Source organism: Streptomyces sp. DH41 (assembly GCF_029813785.1).
Lineage (GTDB): Bacteria > Actinomycetota > Actinomycetes > Streptomycetales > Streptomycetaceae > Streptomyces.
Genome location: NZ_JARVKY010000006.1, coordinates 294,843 through 318,073, shown reverse-complemented (window position 1 = coordinate 318,073; position 23,231 = coordinate 294,843). Strand labels below are relative to the sequence as shown.

The following is a 23,231-nucleotide window of genomic DNA, read 5'->3' as shown; positions in this document are numbered from 1 at the left end:
AGCCGGGGCGGTCGGCCGCACCGGTTCCCCTGCCCCCCACTCGACGGAAGTGCGGTTACCCGTGGCTACCTTCCTGTACGAACTCGGCCGCTTCGCCTTCCGGCGGCGGGGCCTCGTGACCCTGCTGTGGATGCTGATCGTCGTCGGCGTCGGCGCCGCGGCCTCCTCCGCGCCCACGCCGCCGACCGAGCAGTTCTCGATGCCCGGCACCGAATCGCAGAAGGCGTTCGACCTGCTCGAGGAGAAGTTCCCCGACGCGGGCGCCGACGGTGCCACCGCCCGTGTCGTGCTGCGCGCGCCCGAGGGCGGGAAGATCGCCGACGAGAAGCCGGCGATCGAGACGCTCCTGGGCGAACTCGGCGAGGCGCCCCAGGTGGCGGGCGTCGCCGATCCGTTCGCCGCCGGCACCATCAGCCGGGACGGCCGGACCGCCTACGCCGTGGTGACGTACGAGGTCACCGCGCCCGACCTCACCGACGAGGCGCACGACGCGCTCACCGAGGCCACCGACCGGGCCCGCGACGGCGGACTGACCGTCGAGGCCGGCGGTGACGCCGTCCCGATCGAACAGACCGTGTCCGGCACCGGTGAGCAGATCGGCGTACTGATCTCGGCCATCGTCCTGCTCCTCACCTTCGGCTCGGTGATCGCCGCCGGCATGCCGCTGCTGACCGCCCTGATCGGTGTGGGGGTCGGGGTCTCCGGCATCACCGCGCTGGGCTCCACCCTCGGGCTGTCGGCCACGACGTCGACGCTGGCGATGATGATCGGCCTCGCGGTCGGCATCGACTACGCCCTGTTCATCGTCTCCCGCTACCGGTCCGAGATCGCCGAGGGCCGCGCCCCGCAGGAGGCCGCGGGCATCGCGACCGGCACCGCCGGCTCGGCCGTCGTCTTCGCCGGACTCACCGTCATCATCGCGCTGGGCGGCCTCGCGGTCGTCGGCATCCCGATCCTCACCAAGATGGCGATGGCCGCGGCGGGCACGGTCGCCGTCGCCGTGCTGATCGCGGTCACCTTCGTGCCCGCCCTGCTCGGCTTCGCGCCGCGCCGGGTGGTGCGCGTCGCCGACCGGCGCCTCGTGCGGGCCAAGAAGCCGCTGTCGGCGCGCATGCTGCGCAAGTCCGAGGCGAAGACCGCGAAGCTGGCCGCGCGGACCAGGCCGAACCTGTCCACGCGCTGGGCGTCCTTCGTGGTGCGCCGCCCGCTCGGTGTGCTGCTCCTCGCGGTGGTCGGCCTCGGGGCGATCGCCCTGCCCGCCACCAAGCTGGAGCTCGGCCTGCCCGGCGAGGGCACGATGGCGACCGACACCACCCAGCGCAAGGCCTACGACCTGCTGTCCGACTCCTTCGGGCCCGGCTTCAACGGCCCGCTGACGATGGCCGTCGAGGGCGAGGACGCGGCCGCGGCCGGACGGCGGATCGGCGAGGAGCTGAAGAAGGACGAGAGCGTCGCCTCGGTGTCCGCGGCCACCGCCAACGAGGCCGGGGACACCGCCATCTTCAGCATCGTCCCGAAGACCGGCCCGACCGACACCGAGACCGAGGAACTGGTCAAGGACATCCGCGCGCGGGCGACGGCGCTGGAGGCGTCCTCGGGCGCCACCGAGATCCTGGTCACCGGCCAGACCGCGATGTTCATCGACTTCTCCCGGACCCTGTCCGACGCGCTGCTGCCCTACCTGGGCCTGGTGGTCGGCCTCGCCTTCCTGCTGCTGCTCCTGGTGTTCCGTTCGCTCCTGGTCCCGCTGAAGGCGGCGCTCGGCTTCCTGTTCTCGGTGAGCGCGGCGCTCGGCGCGCTGGTCGCGGTGTTCCAGCTCGGCTGGGCCTCCGGCTTCTTCGGCGTCGAGCAGACCGGACCGATCATGACGACGCTGCCGATCTTCATGATCGGCGTGGTCTTCGGCCTCGCCATGGACTACGAGGTCTTCCTGGTCACGCGGATGCGTGAGGCGTACGTCCACGGCGCATCCGCGAAGGACGCCGTCGTCACCGGCTTCCGGCACAGCGGCCGGGTGGTCGCGGCCGCCGCGATCATCATGATCAGCGTCTTCTCGGGCTTCGTCCTCGAGACCGACGACCTCGTCGCGATGATGGGCTTCGGCCTCGCCGCGGCCGTCCTGTTCGACGCCTTCGTGGTCCGGATGGTGATCGTGCCCGCCGTGCACTCGCTGCTCGGCGACGCCGCCTGGTGGCTGCCGCGGTGGCTCGACCGGCTGCTGCCGAACGTGGACGTCGAGGGGGAGAAGCTCCAGCGGCGGCTGCGGTCCGCCGCACCGCCGAAGCAGCGCGGTGCGACGGACCACGAGCGGGACCTCGTGCACTGAGACGCCGCGCCGGCCGGTCCGCGCGCGGACCGGCCACGCTCTCGACCGCCCCGCGACCTCCTGTCGAGAACGGGACGGCACGCTCGGGGCGCCGGCGGGGCCGTTTCCCGTGGACCGGCCGGCACAGACGAAGGGACACCAACTGTGAACAGCACGTGGTTCCGGCGCTTCACCACCCCGGGGAACGGGCCGCTGCTCGTGTGCTTCCCGCACGCGGGGGGTTCCGCGACGGCGTACAGGACCCTGGCGCAGGCGCTGCCCGCGGACCTCGACGTGATGTGCGTGCAGTACCCGGGCCGTCAGGACCGTTACCTGGAGCCGCCCTTCACGGACCTGACGCGGCTCGCCGAGGCGGTGGCCGAGGAACTGGCGCGGGTGCTGGCCGCCGACCCCGGGCGGCCGTACGCCCTGTTCGGCCACAGCATGGGCTCGCTCGTCGCGTTCGAGACGGCCCGGCTGATCGCGCGGGGCCCGCTGCCCGGGCCGCGGCGGCTGTTCCTGTCCGGGCGGGGCGCGCCGGACGCGCACAGCACGGCCCGCTTCGGACTGTACGACGACGCCGACGTGCTGGCCGAGGTGCGCAGGCTGGGCGGCACCGACCAGTCCATGCTCGACGACCCGGACATCATGGAGATGGTGCTGCCGGCGCTGCGGGCCGACTACCGGGCGCTCGGCTCGTACGGCTGGCGCGCGGGCGAACCGCTCGCCGCCCCGGTGACCGTGCTGGTCGGGGAGAGCGATCCGATGGTGACGGTCGAGCAGGCCGGGACCTGGCGGGCGCACACCCGCGAGGACGTCTCGGTGAAGGTCTTCCCCGGCGGCCACTTCTACCTCTTCGACCACCTGGACTCGGTCAGCGCGGCCGTCACCGAGGGGCTCCTCACCGAGGCCCCCGCCTCCTGAACCGCCCGGGGCCGTCCCCGGGCGGTGTCACGCGTACGGCGCGGCGGCGGCGAGAGTACGGACCGGCCGAGCGCCTGGTCAGGTGCGGGCACCCCAGGTGAGGAGTGACGCTCCGATCGACATGCCGCCGCCGAAGCCGGCGAGCAGCACCAGGTCGCCCGGTGTCAGCGCGCCCGTGCGGTTGGCCTCGTCGAGGGCGACCGGTACCGAGGCGCTGCCGACGTTGCCGTACTCGACGAGCGTGCGGTGGGTGCGCGCGGCGCCCAGGCCGGCGCGTTCGACGACCTCGGTGAGCATCACGCCGTTGGCCTGGTGCGGTACGAAGTGGTCGATGGCGCCGATGTCGACGCCGGCCCCGCGTGCCAGCGCGATCAGTGCCGGCGGGACGTGTTCGGCGACGAAGTCCCGTACGCCGCGGCCGTCCATCCGGAAGAAGTGACCGCCCTCGGCGACGGTCTCCGCCGACGCCGGGTGGCGGCTGCCGCCCGCCTCGACGCGGATCAGGTGATGGGCGTCGCCGCGGCTGGACAGGTCGGTGGCGATGACGCCGTACGGCTCCGGCACCGCCCCGACGACCGCGGCGCCCGCGCCGTCGGCGAACAGGATCGCCGTCCTGCGGTCGGTGAAGTCCAGGATCCGCGAGTACACGTCCGCCCCGATCACCAGGACCCGGGTGTCCGGCCGTACGGTCACCAGGCTGTGGGCCAGCGACAGGGCGTAGACGAAGCCGCTGCACACGACGTTGACGTCGAAGCAGGCGGCCCCGTAGGCGCCCAGCAGGTGCTGCACCAGGTAGGACGTGGGGGGCTGCGGGTGGTCGCCGGTGGAGGTGGAGACGATGAGGTAGTCGATGTCGCCGGCGGTCAGTCCCGCCTGTGCCAGGGCGCGTTCCGCGGCCTTGGCGGCGAGGTCGGACGTCGCCTCGTGCGGGGCGGCGTAGCGGCGGGAGCGGATCTGCGTCTTGCGTTCGATCCACTCCGCGGTGACGCCGACGCGCGCGGCGACCTCCTCGTTGTCCACCTCGTGCTTGGGCAGGTAGGAGCCGGTGGAGAGTATGCCGATGCCCATGTCAGGACACCCCTGCGAAGGCGGGTGCGCGCAGCCGGCCGGGCCGGGCCGCGCCGCTGGCGCCGGGGTCCTGGCCGAAGGCGGGCAGGGGTGCGGTCCCGTACCGCGCCGGCCGTGCGTGGTGCCCGGGCTCCCTCGGGCCGGCCCCGGACGGCGGGGCCTGTGTCAACGCGTCCATGATTCCCTTTCTCCGCTGGGCGGTTCGACGGCGAAGGCACTCTCGGCGGTGCTCACAGAACCGCGCCCTCCTTCGTCCGCCTGCGCAGGGCCGGCCGGCTGGAGCGGCCGAGGTCCTTCCACATGTCCGACAGTCCGAGGACGGTGCGGGCCGCGAACAGCCGGCGGATCGACACCTCCTGGTTCAGCTCCGCCCGGATCAGGCCGACCAGCCTGATCGCCCGCAGCGAGTTGCCGCCGAGGTCGAAGAAGTCCTCGTCGATGCCGACCCGGTCCAGTTCCAGTACCTCGGCGAAGGCCTTGGCGAGGGCCCGTTCGGTCTCGTTGCGCGGTGCCCGGTACTTCTCGTCGTCGCAGGCGGGCCGCGGCAGCGCGGCCCGGTCCACCAGGCCGCCCGCGGTGAGGGGCAGCTGGTCCAGGACGGTGAACAGCGTCGGCGCCGTGGACTCCGGCAGCCGTTCGGCGGCGAAGCGGCGCAGTTCGTCGGCGGACACGGTCCGTCCGGCGGCCGGGACGACGTAGGCGGCCAGGCGCCGCTGACCGGAAGCGTCCTCCTTGACGGCCACGACGGCCCGCGCGAGCGCGGTGTGCTCGGACAGCGTCTCCTCGACCTCGGTCAGTTCGACGCGGACACCGCGGACGTCGGCCCGGGTGTCGGCGCGGCCGACGTGGGCGAGCCGGCCGTCGGCGGTCCACCGGACCCGGTCCCCGGTCCGGTACATGAGTGTGCCGGCCGGGCCGAACGGGCAGGGCACGAAGCGTTCCGCGGTCGCCGCCGGCCGCCCGGGGTAGCCGCGGGCCACGCCGGGGCCGGCCACGTACAGTTCTCCGGCCACGTCGACGGGGACCGGGGCGAGGCCGGGGCCGAGGACGTAGAGGGCGGTGTGGTCCACGGGGCGCCCGACGGCGCCCGCGTGGCGGACGGGTTCGCCTGCGGGCAGGCGGTGGCAGGCGGCGAGGGCGGTCGTCTCCGCCGGGCCGTGCCCGGTGACGATCGTCAGCTCGGGGCAGGCCTCGCGGACCCGGCGCAGCGCGGCCGGGGACACCCGGTCGCCGCCGGTCCACACCTCGCGCAGCCCGGCGAGGCGCTCGGGGTGCGCGGCCGCGATCGCCATGAACCGGTCCGCGGACAGCCACACGGTGGTGATGTCGTGGGCCGCGCGCGGTCCGGCCGGCGCGTCGGTGTCCGATTCACCTTCGGGGGCCACGATCACCCGGCCGCCGTTCAGCAGGGGCGTCCACAGCTCCAGGGCGAGCGCGTCAAAGGTGTGCGGCGTGTGCCACAGCACCGTGCCGCGGCCGGCGTCACGGCACCGGCGGTCCAGGACGAACCGCTCCATGTTCCGGTGGGTCACGGCGACCGGCCGGGCGGCTCCGCCCGGTCCGGTGCCGTGCAGCACGGCCAGCAGGTTGTCGGGGTGCGGCGGGACGTCGGTTTGGGGGTCGTCGGCGGCGTGGTCCGCGCGCAGGTCGTCGAGCAGCAGTACCGGTACGTCCTGGCCCGCCGGGAGCGTGCCGGCCGTGGCGGCGTCGGTGAGCAGGGCGCCCGCCAAAGCGGCGTCGGCCGGTGCCGTCGGGGACGCCGGGTCGAGGGGCAGGGCGGCGCCGCCCGCCTTCGCCACGGCCAGCAGGGCGACGGCCAGGTCCACCGACCGGGGCAGTGCCACCGCGACGACCGTCTCGGGGCCGACGTCCCGGCGGCGCAGCGCCGCGGCCAGCCGGCCGGAGCGTTCGTCCAGCTCGAGGTAGGAGACCGACGTGCCGTCGGACACCAGCGCGACGGCGTGCGGGGCGCGCCGGACCTGCCGGGCGAACAGCTCCGGGACCGTCAGCCCCGGCAGCGGCGCGTCGACGGCGTCCGGCGCCGCGAGCACCCGGTCCCGTTCGTCGCCGTCGACCACGTCCAGGGCGCCGACCGGCCGGGTGCCCGCGTCCAGCGCGGCGCGGACGTAGGAGATCAGTTCCTCGCCGATGAGGCGCAGTTCGGCGCGGTGGTACAGGCCCGCGGGGGCGTCGAGCCGGATGTACAGGTCGCTGTCGGGGCTGCCGTCGGTGTAGACGCCGATCGACAGTTCCTCGAAGGTGCCGGTCGTGGCGCCCGAGTAGCGCGCGGGGCTGTCGCCGAAGTGGAGCCGCTCCGCGAACTCGACGACGTTCACGACGGCTCCGAAGCTGCCGCGGCCGCTGAGGACGGTGCCGCTCGCTCGCTGGATGTCGGAGTAGTGGCAGGCGGTGTGGTCGAAGATCTCGTACGTCTCGTCGACGAGCGTGTCGGCGATCTCGGTGAAGGTCGCGCCGAGCGGGACCCTCACCCGCACCGGCACCACGTTCACGGCCAGGCCGGGCGTCCTGCTCGCCACGCCGACGCGGTTGCCGACGGCGAGGGACAGGAGGAACTCCGGGCGGTCGCAGCGGTGCCGGAAGTACACCGCCGCGGCGGCGGTCAGCATCTGCGACATCCACACGCCCATGGACCGCGCGGTCTCGGTCCACCGGTCGGCCTCGGCGCGCGGGACGGTCAGGGTCCGGCTCACCATGCCGATGGCCTCGGCCACCTCCGACCAGCGGTCGACGCCGCTCAGCGGCTCCGACAGCTCGGTGCGCCGCGCTTCGGACAGGGCGACGCGGGGGATCCGGGCGGGCGGGGGCGCGTCCTTGAGGTAGTCGCCCCAGAACTCCGTGTCCTCGGTGAACTTCCGCGAGGCGAGGTACTCCACCGCCTCGTTCGCGAAGGAGGCGGTGTCCCAGGGGTGCGGCAGCTCGGGCACCCGTTCGCCGCGCGCCAGCGCCGTGTAGACCTCGGCGAGGCGCCGGGAGAGCAGGCCGCCGGCGCCGAATCCGTCGGAGACGAGGTGGTGGTAGGCGATCACCAGCAGCGAGCGGTTCTCGGCGAGCCTGACCACACCCAGCCGGAACAGCAGGTCGTGTCCCAGGTCGAACGGCCGGCGGACCAGGTCGGCCAGGGCCTCGCGGGCCGCCTGCTCGGGGTCGGCCTCGGCGGAGAGGTCCCAGAAGAACGGCCGCCAGTCGCCCAGTGGGCGGGGCACGAGGCGCAGTCCGCCGCCGTCGTCGACGAAGTTGACGCGCAGTACCTCCGCCTCGCCCATCACGTGCAGGAAAGCGGACTCCATGACGGCCGCGTCCAACTCGCCCGCCACGTCCCACATGGTCAGCGCGTGGTTCGGCGTGTCGGGAGCCATTTCCTGCGCTCGCCACATGCCCGTATGCGCGGACGACGCTCCGAACGAAGACACACAGATCAACCCCTCAGCAAACAGACCCGGACATCGGCAATTCGCGGATCACCCCCCACCCTCCGGGAAGTGGGTCGGCTCTTCGAGACAACTCGGTGCCGGCGGGACGGGCCGCGCGCAGCCCTTGCGGTGTCCCGCCGGCGGGACGCTCCTACGCCGCGAGCGAGGACACGATGTGCCCGGCGATCCGCCGCGGCGAGGGGTGCCGCAGCACCACGTTCGCCCTCAGCTTCAGTCCGGTCGTCGCGGTCAGACGCTTGCTCAGCTCCGCCGACAGCAGCGAGTCGAAGCCCAGCTCCTTGAACTCCTGGTCGGGGTCGACGACGTCGGCGGAGGGCCGGCCGAGCACGACGGCGACCTTCTCCCTGACGTGTTCCAGCACGAGTGCCCTCGCGTCGTCGTCGGTCAGGGCCGCGATCCGCTCCGACAGGGGGACGGCCTGTTCGTCGTCCTCGGCGGGCCGGTCCGCGGGCAGCTCGGCCGTCGCCGCGGCGGTGGCCGAGGAGCTGAGCCAGTACCGCTGCCGCTGGAACGCGTACGTCGGCAGATCCACCCGCCGGCGCGTGGTGAACAGGGCGTCCCAGTCCACCGGCCCGCCCCGGACGTGGAGCTGGGCCAGCGAGCCCAGCAGGGCCCGCGCCTCGTCGCGGTCCCGCCGTGAGGACGACAGCACCAGCGTGTCGTCCAGGTCCTCGACGATCTCCTGCACGGGGACGGTCAGCACCGGGTGCGGGCTCATCTCGACGAACACCCGGAAACCGTCGTCGGCCAGCCGCCGGACGGAGGTGTCGAAGAGGACCGTTTCGCGAAGGTTGTCGTACCAGTACTCGGCGTTCAGTCCCGCGGTGTCGACGACCTTGCCGTACAGGGTCGAGCAGAAGGGGATTTCCGACGTTCTCGGGCGTATGCCGGTCAGCGCGCCGGTCACCTCGTCGCGGACCCGGGCGACCTGCGGGGAATGGGAGGCGTAGTCGACCGGGATCCGGCGGGCCTGGACGCCGTCGGCCTTCATCTTCTCGACGAACTCGTCGAGCGCGTCCGGTTCCCCGGACACCACGACGGAGCGGGGCCCGTTGACGACGGCGACACCCACCCGGTCGCCCCACGGATCCAGTCGCCGCGCCACGACGTCCGCGGACTCCGCGACCGAGGCCATCCCGCCGTGCCCCTTGAGGCCCACCAGCGCTTTGCTGCGCAGCGCCACGATCCGGGCGGCGTCCCGCAGCGACAGCGCGCCGCTGACGCAGGCGGCGGCGATCTCGCCCTGGCTGTGGCCGACCACCGCGCCCGGTTCCACGCCCCAGGACCGCCACAGCGCGGCCGTGGACACCATCACCGCGAACAGCGCGGGCTGGACCACGTCCACCCGGTCCAGGCCGGGCGCCCCGGGCACCTCGCGTATGACGTCGAGCAGCGACCAGTCGACCCATTCGGCGAGGGCGTCGGCGCACGCGTCGAGGGACCGCGCGAAGACCGGGAAGGTGTCGTAGAGCCGCCGGCCCATGCCGGACCACTGCGACCCCTGGCCGGGGAAGACGAAGGCGACGCCGCCGAGCTTGCCGGCGCCGCCGCTCACCACCGAGGGGGACTCGGCGCCCTCGCTCAGCGCGGTCAGGCCGCTCAGCAGCTCGTCGCGGCCGCGCCCCAGCACCACCGCGCGGTGCCCGAACCGGGACCGGCCCGACACCAGCGACCAGCCGACAGCGGCGTCGTCCGGGTCCGCACCGGCGGCGACGAAGTCGCGCAGCCTGCCCGCCTGTCCGCGCAGGGCCTGGGCGCTCTTGGCGGACAGCACCCATGGCACCGGGCCTTCGACGACGCCCGTGTCCGGCCCGTGTTCCTCGGCCCGCTCTTCGGACGGTTCCTCGGGCGGTTCCTCGGGCGGTGCCTCCTCCAGGACCACGTGCGCGTTGGTGCCGCTGACGCCGAACGAGGACACGCCGGCCCGCCGGGGGCCGTCCCGCCGGGTCCACTCGCGGCCCTCCACCAGCAGTTCGACCGCTCCCGAGGACCAGTCGACGTGGCGTGAGGGGGCGTCCACGTGGAGGGTCCTGGGCATGTACCCGTGCCGCATGGCCTGCACGGCCTTGATGACTCCGCCGACCCCGGCTGCGGCCTGGGCGTGCCCCATGTTCGACTTCAGGGAGCCCAGCCACAGCGGCCGGTCCGCGGGCCGGTCCCGGCCGTAGGCCGCCAGCAGCGCGTCCGCCTCGATGGGGTCGCCCAGTGTGGTCCCGGTGCCGTGGGCCTCCACCAGGTCCACGTCGCCGGGCGCGACGCCCGCGTTGGCCAGGGCCTGCCGGATCACCTTCTCCTGGGCGCGGCCGTTGGGGGCGGTCAGCCCGTTGCTGGCGCCGTCCTGGTTGACCGCGCTGCCCCGGACGACGGCCAGCACCGGGTGGCCGTTGCGCCGGGCGTCGGACAGCCGCTCCAGGAGCAGGACGCCCGCTCCCTCGGCCCAGCCGGTCCCGTCGGCCGCGTCCGCGAACGCCTTGCACCGGCCGCCGGCCGACAGGGCGCCCTGCCGGGAGAACTCCACGAACATCGCGGGCGTCGCCATCACCAGCGCCCCGCCGGCCAGCGCGAGCGAGCACTCCCCCGAGCGCAGCGACCGCACCGCCATGTGCAGGGCCACCAGGGACGACGAGCAGGCGGTGTCCACGGACACGGCCGGTCCGGTCAGCCCCATCTCGTACGCCACCCGGCCGGAGGCGACGCTCAGCGCGCTGCCGTACAGCAGGTGGCCCTCCAGCTCCTTCTGGCCGCCCTCCAGGAAGCGCCACCCGTACTCGGAGGAGCTGACCCCGGAGAAGACGCCGACGTCGGTGCCGCGCACGTCGGCGGGGACGATACCGGCCCGTTCGAAGACCTCCCAGGAGGTCTCCAGCAGCAGGCGGTGGTGCGGGTCGACCGCGAGGGCCTCGCGCGGGCTGATGTTGAAGAAGTCGGCGTCGAAGTCGGCGACGTCCTTCAGGAAGCCGCCCTGACGGGTGTACGAGCTGCCGACGGCGTCGGGGTCGGGGTCGTACACGTCCCGCCAGCCCCGGTCGGCGGGGAAGTCGTCCACGACGTCCAGGCCGTCGCGGACCACGTCCCACAGGTCCTCGGGCGAGGACACGCCGCCCGGGTAGCGGCATGCCATGGCCACGACGGCGACGGGCTCGCCGCGGCCGGCCTTCAGGGCGTCGTTCTCCCGCCGGAGTCGGTCGCGTTCCTCCAGCAGGGTGCGGAGCGCCCGCTGGACCCGGTCCGCGCCGTCCGCCGTGCGTTCCGCGGAGTCGGTCATCTCACTTACCTCTTCTCTTCCAGAGCCAGGTCGACCAGGGCGTCCAGGTCCAGTTCGGACAGTTCCTCCGCCTCGGACGGTTCCTCGACCCCGGTCAGGGCGTCCGCCGTGGTCAGGGCGTCCGCCGTGGCCGGGGCGTCCGCCGTGGCCGGGGCGTCCGCCGCGGTCTCCGGGGCGGTGCCGGGTGCCGGGCGCAGCAGGCCGACGAGGTGGTCGCTCAGTTCGCGGGGGGTCGGGTAGCTGAAGACGAGGGTGGTCGGCAGGCGCAGTCCGGTCCGGGACGCCAGGCGGTTACACAGTTCGACCGAGGTCAGCGAGTCGAAGCCGAGCTGGGTGAACGCCTGTTCGGCGTCGACGGAGGCGCCGGAGGGGTGGCCGAGCACGAGGGCGACCTGGTCGCGGAGCCAGTCCAGGGCGGCCGTCTCCGCCTCGTCGGCCGGCACACCGGCCAGCAGGGCGGGCAGGTCGCGCCGGCCGTCGTCCCCGGTGCTCCCGGCCTGGTCGCGGCGGGGGCGGCGGACGTCGGCGAGGCCACGCAGGAGCGGCGGCAGTTCCGCGCCGGTCCTGCCGCGCAGCGCGGCGACGTCCACCCGGGCCGGGACGAGGACCGCCTTGCCGCTCGCGCACGCCGCGTCGAACAGGGCCAGCGCCTCGGGCGTGGGCATCGCGGCGATGCCCATCCGCCGCAGCCGCACGAGGTCCGCCTCGTCCAGATCCCCGGTCATGCCGCTGCTCTGCTCCCACCAGCCCCAGCACAGCGAGGTGCCGGGCAGGCCGGACGCCCTGCGCCGCGCCGCCAGGCCGTCCAGGAAGGCGTTGGCGGCGGCGTAGTTCGCCTGTCCGGCGGTGCCGAGCGTGCCCGCGAGGGCGGAGAACTGCACGAACGCCGACAGCGGGCGGTCCCGGGTCAGTTCGTGCAGGACGAGCGCGCCGCCGGCCTTGGCCCGCAGCACCCGCTCGACGCTCTCGGCCGTCAGGGACTCCACGGTGCCGTCCTCCAGTACACCCGCCGCGTGCACGACGGCCGTCAGCGGGTAGCGCGGGGGCATGTCGGCGAGCAGGCCGGCCACGGCGGTCCGGTCCGCGATGTCGCAGGCCACGACGCGGACCTCGGCGCCCGCGTCCCGAAGGTCGGCGACCAGCGCGTCGGCCCCGTCGGCGGCCGCTCCCCGGCGGCTCGCCAGCACCAGGGAGCGCACCCCGTGCCCGGTGACGAGGTGCCGTGCCACGAGGGAGCCCACTCCCCCGGTGCCACCGGTGACCAGCACGGTGCCGCCGCCGAAGCCGCCGCCGACGTCGAGGACGAGTTTGCCGACGTGGCGGCCCTGGCTCATCTCGCGGAACGTCCCGCGCGCGTCGCGGATGTCGCGGACGGACACCGGTGTCAGGCGCACCCGCCCGTCGGCGAACAGTGCCATGACGTCGCGGAACATCGCGTGGATGGCGTCGGGGCCGGCCTCGTACAGGTCGAAGGCGTCGTACGCCACTGACGGATGGTCGGCGGCCACCTGCCGGGGGTCGCGGATGTCGGTCTTGCCCATCTCGATGAAGTGGCCGCCCTCGGGCAGCAGCGTCAGCGAGGCGTCGACGAAGGCGTGCGCGAGGGAGTTCAGGACGACGTCCACGCCCCGGCCGTCCGTGGTGGCGCGGAACGTGTCGGCGAACTCCAGGTCGCGGGAGGACGCCAGGTGCGCGTCGTCCAGTCCCAGGCCGCGCAGGACGGGCCATTTGGCGGGGCTCGCGGTCGCGTAGACCTCGGCGCCGACGTGCCGGGCGAGCTGGACGGCGGCCATGCCGACGCCGCCGGCCGCGGCGTGGATGAGGATCCGCTGTCCCTTCTCGAGCCGGGTGACGTGGAAGAGGGCGTAGTAGGCGGTGAGGAAGGTGCTCGGCACGGAGGCCGCCTCGGCGTGGCTCCACCCGTCGGGGACGGCCGTGAGCAGGCGGTGGTCGGCCACGGCGACGCGGCCGAAGGCACCGGTGAAGATGCCGGCCACCCGGTCGCCCGGCGCGAAGGCGGTGACGTCGTCGGCCACTTCGAGGACGACGCCGGAGCCCTCGCTGCCGATGCCGGCGTCGATGGCCGTGCGGTCCACCAGGCCCAGGGCGATGGTGACGTCGCGGAAGTTGAGTCCGGCGGCCTGGACGGCGATGCGGACCTGCCCGCTCGCCAGGGGTGCCTCGGCGTCGGGGCACGGCACCCAGGTCAGGTTCTCCAGCGTGCCCTTGTCCGGGATGCCCAGCCGGTACGCGCCCTCCGGCGGGTCCTCGAGTCGCTGGTCCGCGGGCGTGGCCGGGGCGAGGCGGGGGACGAGGAAGGTACCGTCGCGCAGCGCCAGTTGCTCCTCGCCGAGGGCCAGCGCCTCCGGGAAGGCCGCCCAGGAGGTCTCCTCGTCGTCGATGTCCACCAGCCGGAACCTGCCGGGGTGTTCGGTCTGGGCGGACCGGACCAGGCCCCACAGGGACGCGCCGGGGAGGCTTTCGACGCGCTCCCCCGCGCCGGTGTCGAGGGCCAGGCGGGTGAGCACCAGCAGCGTGGATCCGGCGTACGCCTCCTCGGCCAGGAACCGCTGGACCTGGTCCAGGACGTGCCGGTCGGCGGCGCCGACCGCGGTGAGCGGATCGGATCCGCCGTCGGTGTGGTCGTCCGGGCACAGGACGAGGTGCGCGGGGGCGTCCTCCGGGCTGATGTCGTCGAGGGACGCGTAGGCCACGGCACGCTCGCCGCCCTCCCGCAGGAGCCGGGCGGCCAGGCCGGCGCGGTCGCCGACGACGCCCCACCGGCCTGGCCGGCCGGCGGCCCGGCTCCGTGTGACGGGCCGCCACTGGACCTCGTACAGCGGGCTCTGCCGCCCGCCGAGCGCCGAGCGCACCTGCTCGGCGCCGGCCGGGCGGAACGTCAGCGAGGCGACGGAGGCGATCTCGCGGCCGTCCTCGTCGGCGACGGTCAGGGACACGGCGTCCTCGCCGGCCGGCGTGAGCCGGACCCGGACGGTCGGGCCGCAGGTGCCGGACAGGTGCGCGCCGGCCCACGCGAAGGGCATCCGGCCCTGTTCGCCCGTCACCTCGATGACGCCGCCGGCCACCGACGCGTGCAGCACGGTGTCCATCAGCGCCGGGTGCAGGGCGAAGGCGCCCGTCCCGGCGCTCTCCGGGAGGGTCGCGAGGGCGAAGAGGTCGTCGCCGTGCCGCCACACCTCCCGCAGGCCGCGGAAGGCGGGGCCGTAGTCGAACCCGGCGTCGGCGAAGGAGTCGTAGAGGCCGTCGAGGGCGAGCCGGCTCGCGCCGGCCGGTGGCCAGACGGCGAGCGAGCCGGTGGCGTCGCCGGCCGGGCCGGTGCCCGGTGCCAGGTCGCCCAGGGCGTGGCGGGTCCAGCCGCCGACGGTGCGGGCGTCCTCGCGGGGGCGCGAGTACACCTCCAGCGAGCGGCGTCCCGTCCCGTCCGCCGCGCCGACGACGACCCGCACCTGCACGTCGCCCGTCTCGGGGAGGATCAGCGGGACTTCCAGGGTGAGTTCCTCCAGCGTGGCGCACCCGACGTGCCCGCCCGCCGTCAGGGCCAGGTCCAGGTAGGCGGTCGCCGGTACGACGACGGTGCCGAACACCATGTGTCCGGCCAGCCAGTCGTCGGTCTTCAGGGACCACAGGCCGGTGAACACGACCTCGTCGGTGCCGGGGTGGTCCACCACGGCGCCCAGCAGCGGGTGGTCCGGCGCCGCCAGTCCGGCCGAGGCCACGTCCGCCGGCCCCGTCCCGGCCAGGAAGTCCAGCCAGTAGCGCTGCCGCTGGAAGGCGTACGTCGGCAGGTCCACCTGCCGGCGCGTCCCGAACAGGGCGGCCCAGTCCACCGGGACGCCCCGCACGTGCAGTGCGGCCAGTGCGCCGGCCAGCGCCCTGGCCGCCTCGCGGTCCCGCCGGGACGCCGAGACGACGAGCGCGTCGTCGACGCCGGCTGTGGCGAAGGCGTCCTGGGTGAGGCCGGTGAGGGTGGCGCCCGGGCCGACCTCGACGAAGACGTCCGCGCCGGCCGCGCGGGCGTGCTCCACCGCGTCGTGGAAGCGGACGGGTTCGCGGACGTGGCGCACCCAGTGCGCGGCGGACGTCAGCTCCTCGGAGGTGGCCTCACGGCCCAGCAGGGTCGAGACGACGGGGATCGCCTGCTCGCCGGCGGGCAGTTCGCCGAGCGAGGCCGCGAAGTCGTCCAGGACCGGCTCCATCAGCGGGGAGTGGAAGGCGTGGTCGACCGGGAGGAGCTTGGCCGACCCGCCGTCGGCCAGGAACCGGTCGCGCAGGGCGTGGACCTGCTCGCGCAGGCCCGAGAACACCACCGACTCGGGGCCGTTGACGGCGGCGAGGCCGACCCGGTCGTAGGCGCCGAGCAGGGCGGTCGCCTCGGTCTCCGGAAGGCGTGCGGCCAGCATGGCGCCCTGCTCGGTGACGGTCTGCATGGTCCGTCCGCGGGCGGCCACGAGGCGGGTCGCGGTGTCCAGGCCGAGCGCTCCGGCGACGTGCGCGGCGGCGATCTCGCCGACGGAGTGGCCGATCAGGTGGTCCGGCGCCGGACCGTAGCGGGTCAGCAGCCGGTAGAGGGCGACCTGGAGGGCGAACAGCGCGGGCTGCGCGACGTCCGTCCGCTCGCGGTCCGCGGGCTCGGCGGCGAGCAGCAGCGGCTTCAGGGCGAAGGGGAGGTGGGCGTCGAAGTGCGCGCACACCTCGTCGAGGGCCTCGGCGAAGACGGGGAAGGCCTCGTACAGGGGTCCCGCCGCGCCGGCCCACCGCGCGCCCTGGCCGGGGAACAGGAAGACGGAACCGCCCGGTTCCCCGGCGACGCCGCGCGCCACCGCGGCCGACTCCTCGCCGTCGGCGAGTGCCGCCAGGCCGCCGAGCAGTTCGTCACGGTCGTGTCCGAGCACCACGGCACGGTGTTCGAGCCGGGCGCGGCCGGACACCAGTGACCAGCCGGCGTCGGCGAGGTCCAGGTCCGGGTCGGCGGCGGCGAGGTCGCGCAGCCTGCGCGCCTGGGCGCGCAGCGCCTGCTCCGATCGCGCGGAGACGACCCATGGCACGAGAGCGCCGGGCATCCGCCCGGTGGTGCGGGGGGCCTCCTCGTCCTCGGGGGCCTCTTCGAGGAGGATGTGCGCATTGGTGCCGCTGACGCCGAAGGCGGACACGCCCGCGCGCCGGGGCCGGCCCGGGGTGCTGGGCCAGGGCCTGGCCTCGGTGAGCAGTTCGACCGCTCCGGCCGACCAGTCCACGTGGGTCGAGGGGCGGTCGATGTGCAGCGTGCGGGGCATGGTCCCGTGCCGCATCGCCATGATCATCTTGATCATGCCGCCGACGCCGGCCGCCGCCTGGGCATGGCCGATGTTGGACTTCAGCGACCCCAGCCACAGGGGCCTCGCGGGATCTCTCTCCTGCCCGTAGGTGGCCAGCAGCGCCTGGGCCTCGATGGGGTCGCCGAGCGTCGTACCGGTCCCGTGCGCCTCGACGACGTCCACGTCGGCCGCCCGCACCCGGGCGTTGGCGAGCGCCGCCCGGATCACCCGCTGCTGCGCCGGGCCGTTGGGCGCGGTCAGCCCGTTGGACGCGCCGTCCTGGTTGATCGCCGATCCACGGATCACCGCCCAGATCCGGCGTCCGTTGCGCCGGGCGTCGGAGAGCCGCTCCAGGACCAGTACGCCGACGCCCTCGGAGAAGCCGGCGCCGTCCGCGGCGTCCGCGAACGCCTTGCACCGGCCGTCCTCCGCCAGGCCCCGCTGCCGGGTCATCTCCCGCAGCACCTGCGTGGTCCCCATGACGGTGACGCCGCCGGCCAGGGCGAGGCCGCACTCGCCCTGTCGCAGCGACTGCACCGCCTGGTGCACCGCCACCAGCGACGACGAGCACGCGGTCTCGGTCGACACCGCCGGCCCCTGAAGGCCCAGGGCGTACGACACCCGCCCGGACGCCACGCTCAGCAGTGAGCCGGTCTGCGCGTAGCCCGCGATGGCCTCGGGGGTGAAGAAGTGGTTGCCGTACCCGAAGTAGGCCAGGCCCGCGAAGACGCCGGTGTCGCTGCCGCGCAGCGCGTGCGGGTCGATGCCGGCGCGTTCCAGGGACTCCCAGGAGGTTTCCAGGAGCAGCCGGTGCTGCGGGTCGGCGGCCAGCGCCTCGCGCGGGCTGATCCCGAAGAACTCGGCGTCGAAGTCGCCCGCGTCGTAGAGGAACCCGCCCGCGCGGGCGGAGCAGCTGTTGGGCCGGTCGGGGTCGGGGTCGTACAGGTTCTCCACGTCCCAGTCCCGGTCCCGGGGGAGGTCCGACACGACGTCCGCGCCCGACCGCACCAGCTCCCACAGCTCTTCGGGGGACGTCGCCCCGCCCGGGAAGCGGCAGGCGACGCCCACCACCGCGATGGGCTCGGCGGCGGCCTCGGTCAGCTCCCGCAGGCGCTCGCGGGTCTCGATCAGTTCGATCGACGTCCGCTTCAGGTAGTCGAGAACGTCGGCGTTGTTGTCGTTCGTCATGGCTCTCCCTAGCCGAGCTCTTTGTCCAGCAGCGCGAGAAGTTCTCCCGCCGAGGCCGAACCGATCTGGTCGGCGATACCGACGGGTGCTCCGGCGCTCGCCATCGAACGGGCCCGGCCCTGGAGTTCACCGAGCAGCGCGGTGACGGTGGTCCGCTCCTCGGCCGCGAGGTCGGGGAAGGCGTCCTGGAGCCGGGCGCCCAGTCGCTCGATCTCCGTGACCAGGTGGGCGGCCGGTGACCGCGGTCCGGCCGTGTCACCGGGCGTGATCATCCCGGTCAGGAACCGGGCGAGGGTGCCGGGGTTGGGGTGGTCGAACACGAGGGTGGCGGGCAGCTTCAGACCGGTCACCGCGGCGAGTTTGTTGCGCAGTTCCAGCGCCGTGAGCGAGTCGATGCCCAGTTCCCTGAACGCCACGGCGGGGCCGATCCGCGTGGGGTCGGCGTGACCGAGGACGGTCGCGGTCTGGGCCCGGACGGCGTCGAGCAGCGCCGTCTCGGCCTCGGCCGGCGGCAGCGACGCCAGGTCGTCCGCGAGCGAGCCGTCCGCACTCTCCCGGCCCTCCGGGCCGCCTGCCGCGGCGGGCGTCCCGGTGAGGCCGCGCAGGAGCGGGGAGTCCAGCCGGCCGGTCCGCGGGGCCGCGAGGTCCAGCCGGGCGGGCACCAGCACGGGCTCGTCGTCCACCAGGACCGCCGTGTCGAACAGCGCGAGGCCCTCCCGCGAGGACATCGGCAGCACGCCCTGCCGTCGCAGGCGCCCGAGGTCCGTGTCGTCGAGGCCGGCGCTCATCTCGCTGCGCTCGGCCCACAGGCCCCAGCACAGCGCGGTGGCGGGCAGTCCGTCGGCCCGGCGGGCGTCCGCGAGGCCGTTGAGGAAGGCGTTGGCCGCCGCGTAGTTGGCCTGTCCCGCGGTGCCGAGGACGCTCGCGACCGAGGAGAACAGTACGAACGCGGACAGGTCCAGCGACCGGGTCAGCTCGTGCAGGTGCCAGGCGCCGCGCACCTTCGGTGCCAGGACGGCGTCCAGGCGTTCCTCGGTCAGCGCCTCGACGACACCGTCGTCCAGCACACCGGCCAAGTGGATCACCGCCGTCAGCGGGTGTTCGTCCGGTACGGCGGCGAGCAGCGCGGCGACGGAGTCGCGGCGGGTGACGTCGCAGGCCGCGATGTCGACGTGCGCGCCCGCTCCGGTCAGTTCCCCGGTCAGCCCGGCCGCCTCCGGGGCCGCCGGTCCACGCCTGCTGGTCAGCAGCAGGCGGCGCACGCCGTGCCGGTCCACGAGGTGCCGGGCGAGCAGCGCGCCCAGGCCGCTGGTGCCGCCCGTGATCAGCACCGTTCCCGAGCCGAGGACGGGCACGTCCCCGGCGCCGGCCCGTGCGCCGGCGTCGGCGCGGGTCAGCCGAGGGGCGTCCAGTGCGCCGGCCCGGATCCTGAGCTGGGCCTCCCCGGTTCCGGTCACCGCCGGGAGGAGGTTCCACGAGGCCTGCCGGTCGTCGGTGTCCACGAGCGTGAACCGGCCCGGGTTCTCGGTCTGCGCGCTGCGCACGAATCCCCAGACGGCGGCTGCCGCCGGATCGGGGCCGGGCACCTGCCCGTCGTGGAACGCGCCCCGGGTCACGACGACCAGCCGCGACTCGGCGAAGCGGTCGTCGGACAGCCAGGTGTGCGTCCAGCGCAGCACCTGGTGCAGGGCGCGCTCGACGGCGGCGGGGGTGTCCCCGCCGTCCGGGTCGGCGCGCTCCACGGCGGCGATCACGACCGGGGGCACGGGGCCGTCGCCCGCGGTGAGTTCGTCGAGGCCTGCGAAGACCGCCGTGTCCGGTGCCGGGAACGCGGGCGTGCCCAGCACCGCGTACGGGCCGGCCGTCCCCTCGGACGGGGTGGGCACCGGCGTCCAGTCCGGGCGGAACAGCGCGTCCTGGTGGTCGAAGCTCAGCGCGGTCAGCCGCTCGACGTCCGCGGGACGCAGGGTCAGTGACGCGATGCCGCCGACGGGTGTGCCGCGCTCGTCGGCGAGGGTCACGGACAGCGTGTTCTCGCCCGCCGGTGCGAGCCGGACGCGCAGCGCGCCCGGCCGGGCGGAGCCGAGCCGGATGCCGGTGGCGCGGTACGGCAGCCAGCCCTCGGGGCGGGAGGTGTCGACGAGCCCGCCCAGGCCGGCCGGGAGCAGCGCGGCGTGCAGCAGCGCCGGGTGGATCCGGAAGCGGTCCTGGTCGGCGCCGCCGGCGGCGGGCGGTGCCACCTCCGCGAACAGGGTGTCGCCCTGCCGCCACACCGCCTTCAAACCCCGGAACACGGGACCGTGGCCGAAGCCGAGGTCGGACAGCCGGGTGTACTCCTCCTCGAACGGCACCTGGTCAGCGCCCGGTGGGGGCCATGCGACGAGGTTGTCCTCGGCGGGTGCCGCGGTGCCGGCGGTGCCGACGGCGTTGCGCGTCCACTCGGTCTCGCCCTCGCCGCGTGAGTGCACGGAGACGGTGCCGGTGCCGTCGAGCACTACGCGGATCTCCCGCTCGGCCGTGCGGGACAGCACCAGGGGGGTCTCCAGGGTGAGTTCGTCGACGGTGTCGTACCCGGCCTTGTGCGCGGCCCACGCCGCCAGCTCCACCGGTACGGTCGCCGGCACCAGGTGGGCGCCGTGGACGACGTGCTCGGCGAGCCAGGGGTGGCGCTCCAGCGACAGGCGTCCGCCGCCGACCACTCCCCCGCGCCCGCCGTCGGCGGGCAGGTCGACCACGGCGTCGAGCAGCGGATGGTCCGAGGTGGCGCCGGTGGTGGTCTCCTGAGGGGTGTTCAGCCAGTAGCGCTGCCGCTGGAAGGCGTACGTGGGCAGCTCGGCCCACCGGCCGTCCCGGCCGGGGAACGCCGCCTGCCACGCCACCTCGACACCCCCCACGAAGGCCTCCGCCGCCGACTGGTACAGCCGGGCGAGGCCGCCTTCGTCGCGGCGCAGGGAACCCACCACGAAGCCGCCGGCGCCGGGGGTGGTGTCGAACATCTCCTGGATGTTCATCACGAGCAGCGGATGCGGGCTGAGTTCGACGACCGCGCTGTCGGGTTCCTGCTCGACCAGGCGCCCCATGGCCGCCGCGAACTGCACCGGCTCGCGCAGGTTGCGGAACCAGTAGGCCGCGTCCAGCGCCGCCGGGTCGATCGGGCCGCCGGTGACCGTGGAGTAGATCTCGACCGGCGTGGGCGCCGGGGTGACGCGGCCCACCTCCCGGGGGAGCCGCTCGGCGAAGCGGTCCATCAGCGGCGAGTGGCCGGGAACGCTGGACTTGATCAGCCGCGCGCGGGCGCCCTCGGCCCGGCAGGCCTCGACCAGTTCCTCGACCGCCCCGGTCTCGCCCGACACCGTGGTGGAGCGGGGTCCGTTCACCGCGGCGATGCCGATCCGGGACTCCTGGCCCGCCATCAGCTCCCGCACGCGGTGCTCGGGCAGCAGGATCCCGGCCATGCTGCCCTGTCCGGCGACGGTGGCCAGGAGCCGGGACCGCAGGGCCACGATCCTGGCCGCGTCCTCGAGGGTCAGCGCGCCGGCGACGTGGGCGGCGGCGATCTCGCCCTGGGAGTGGCCGATCACCACGTCCGGCACCACGCCCAGCGACTGCCACACCCTCGCCAGGGACACCATCACGGCGAACAGCACCGGCTGGACGACGGCGATGTCCTCCAGGTCGGCCGACTCGGGCCCGCCGCACACGGTGTCGACCAGCGACCAGGACACCCACGGCTCCAGCGCCTTCGCGCAGGCGCGCAACCGCTCGGCGAAGACGGGGGAGGTCTCCCACAGCTCCCGGCCCATCGCGACCCACTGGGCCCCCTGGCCCGGGAAGACGAAGACCGTCTTGCCGACGGGCCGCGCGACACCGGACACCGCGGCGGCGGAGCCCGGTTCGTCGCCCGCGGCCACGGCGGCCAGGGCGGCGAGCAGGGCGTCGCGGTCGGCGCCGACGACCACCTGGCGGTGCTCGAACAGCGACCGTGTCGTCACCAGCGCGTGGCCCACGTCCGCGACCGGCAGGGCGGGGTCGGCGGCGACATGGTCGCGCAGCCGCCGCGCCTGCTCGCGCAGCGCCTGCCGCGAGCGCGCCGACAGCACCCACGGCACCACGCCGGGCTCACGGGCGGGGGACCGGTCCTGCTCGGGGGCCTCGGGGGCCTGGGCCGGCTCGGGGGCCTCGGGGGCCTGGGCGGGCTCGGGAGCCTCGGGCGCCTGGGCGGGCTCCGAGGCCTCGGGGGCCTGGGCCGGCTCGGGGGCCTCGGGGGCCTGGGCCTGCTCGGGAGCCTCGGGCGCCTGGGCAGGCTCGGGCGCCTGCTCCAGGATCAGGTGTGCGTTGGTGCCGCTGATGCCGAAGGACGACACGCCCGCGCGTCGGGGCCGGCCCGCCTCCGTCGTCCACTCCCGGGCCTCGGTGAGCAGTTCCACCGCCCCGGCCGACCAGTCCACGTGCGTGGAGGGGCGGTCGACGTGCAGCGTCCGGGGCAGTACCCCGTGCCGCATCGCCATGATCATCTTGATGATGCCGCCGACTCCGGCCGCCGCCTGCGTATGGCCGATGTTCGACTTCAGCGACCCCAGCCACAGCGGGCCGGCCGGGTCCCTCTCCTGCCCGTAGGTGGCCAGCAGCGCCTCCGCCTCCAGCGGGTCGCCCAGCCGCGTGCCGGTCCCGTGCGCCTCGACCGCGTCCACCTCACGGGCCGTCAGGCCCGCGTCGGCCAGGGCCGCCCGGACGACCCGCTGCTGCGCCAGCCCGTTGGGCGCGGTCAGCCCGTTGGACGCGCCGTCCTGGTTGACCGCCGACCCCCGGATCACCGCCCAGACGCGACGCCCGGCTCGCAGCGCGTCCGACAGCCGCTCCAGGACCAGTACGCCCGCCCCCTCGGAGAAGCCGGTGCCGTCGGCCGCCTCCGCGAACGCCTTGCACCGCCCGTCCGCCGACAGGCCACGCTGCCGGGACAGCTCCACGAACATCCCCGGGGTCGGCAGCGTCGACACACCACCGGCCAGCGCCAGGGTGCACTCCCCCGACCGCAGGGACCGCACGGCCTGGTGGACGGCGACGAGCGACGCCGAGCACGCGGTGTCGGTCGACACCGCCGGACCGTGCAGGCCCAGCGTGTACGCCACCCGGCCCGAGGCCACGCTCAGGTAGGTGCCGGTGAGTGTGAAGCCCTCGACCTCGCCGGCCGCCCCGCCGCCCATCCGGGGGCCGTAGTCGACGCCGTAGATCCCGGTGAACACCCCGGTCGCCGAACCCCGCAGCCCCGCGGGGTCGATGCCCGCCCGCTCCAGCGCCTCCCACGACGTCTCCAGCATCAGCCGCTGCTGCGGATCCATCGCCAGTGCCTCGCGCGGGCTGATGCCGAAGAACTCCGCGTCGAACTCGGGGAGGTCGTGCAGGAACCCGCCCGAGCGGGTGTACGTCCTCCCGTGCGCCTCGGGGTCCGGGTCGTAGAGCGCCTCCACGTCCCAGCCGCGGTCCGACGGGAAGTCGCCCACCGCGTCCACGCCGTCGGACACCAGGTCCCACAGTCCTTCGGGGGACGTCGCCCCACCCGGGAAGCGACACCCCACACCCACGACCGCGATGGGCTCGCGCGCGGACTCCTCCAGCTCGCGCACGCGCTCACGCAGGTGCTGCGCGTCGCCGACGGCGCGACGCAGATAGGACCGGAGCTTGTCGACATCCTCCACCAGGGCCTCCCCCTAACG

Annotated in this window: 7 protein-coding genes and 1 pseudogene; 2 read left to right on the top strand and 6 right to left on the bottom strand. The window is 74.8% G+C overall.

Going from position 1 to position 23,231, the window contains the following annotated elements:
* Window positions 1–61 precede the first annotated feature (61 nt).
* The gene (locus QC283_RS13115) at window positions 62–2,326 is read left to right on the top strand and encodes an MMPL family transporter (protein WP_279561654.1); all 2,265 of its coding nucleotides are present in this window, start codon (window positions 62–64) and stop codon (window positions 2,324–2,326) included.
* 144 nt (window positions 2,327–2,470) lie between these two features.
* On the top strand, window positions 2,471–3,229 hold the full coding sequence (locus tag QC283_RS13110; RefSeq protein WP_279561653.1) for a thioesterase II family protein: 759 nt from the start codon (window positions 2,471–2,473) through the stop codon (window positions 3,227–3,229).
* Window positions 3,230–3,307: 78 nt separating this feature from the next.
* On the opposite strand, the gene QC283_RS13105 is transcribed toward QC283_RS13110, so the two are convergent.
* The 6 genes and pseudogenes from QC283_RS13105 to QC283_RS13080 all read right to left on the bottom strand — a co-directional run.
* Window positions 3,308–4,297 carry a 3-oxoacyl-ACP synthase III family protein gene (locus QC283_RS13105; RefSeq protein ID WP_279561652.1) on the bottom strand — a complete coding sequence of 330 codons (990 nt, stop codon included), beginning with the start codon at window positions 4,295–4,297 and terminating at the stop codon, window positions 3,308–3,310.
* A gap of 1 nt (window position 4,298) precedes the next feature.
* Window positions 4,299–4,475 (bottom strand): hypothetical protein, encoded by a 177-nt coding sequence (locus QC283_RS13100; RefSeq protein ID WP_279561651.1) that lies wholly within the window; start codon window positions 4,473–4,475, stop codon window positions 4,299–4,301.
* A 52-nt stretch (window positions 4,476–4,527) separates the two neighbouring features.
* Window positions 4,528–7,728 carry an AMP-binding protein gene (locus tag QC283_RS13095; protein WP_279561650.1) on the bottom strand — a complete coding sequence of 1,067 codons (3,201 nt, stop codon included), beginning with the start codon at window positions 7,726–7,728 and terminating at the stop codon, window positions 4,528–4,530.
* 151 nt (window positions 7,729–7,879) lie between these two features.
* On the bottom strand, window positions 7,880–11,014 hold the full coding sequence (locus QC283_RS13090; protein ID WP_279561649.1) for a type I polyketide synthase: 3,135 nt from the start codon (window positions 11,012–11,014) through the stop codon (window positions 7,880–7,882).
* 5 nt (window positions 11,015–11,019) lie between these two features.
* Window positions 11,020–17,517, bottom strand: coding sequence for a type I polyketide synthase (locus QC283_RS13085; protein ID WP_279561648.1), 6,498 nt, complete (start codon window positions 17,515–17,517; stop codon window positions 11,020–11,022).
* 8 nt (window positions 17,518–17,525) lie between these two features.
* Window positions 17,526–23,183, bottom strand: a pseudogene (locus QC283_RS13080) (SDR family NAD(P)-dependent oxidoreductase); the annotation flags it as partial.
* Window positions 23,184–23,231: the final 48 nt, after the last annotated feature.

Excerpts from the sequence above, each read along its gene's own strand:
- QC283_RS13105 (WP_279561652.1), bottom strand. The coding sequence starts at position 4,297 with ATGGGCATCGGCATACTCTCCACCGGCTCCTACCTGCCCAAGCACGAG.
- QC283_RS13090 (WP_279561649.1), bottom strand. The coding sequence starts at position 11,014 with ATGACCGACTCCGCGGAACGCACGGCGGACGGCGCGGACCGGGTCCAG.
- QC283_RS13085 (WP_279561648.1), bottom strand. The coding sequence starts at position 17,517 with ATGACGAACGACAACAACGCCGACGTTCTCGACTACCTGAAGCGGACG.
- QC283_RS13100 (WP_279561651.1), bottom strand. The coding sequence starts at position 4,475 with ATGGACGCGTTGACACAGGCCCCGCCGTCCGGGGCCGGCCCGAGGGAG.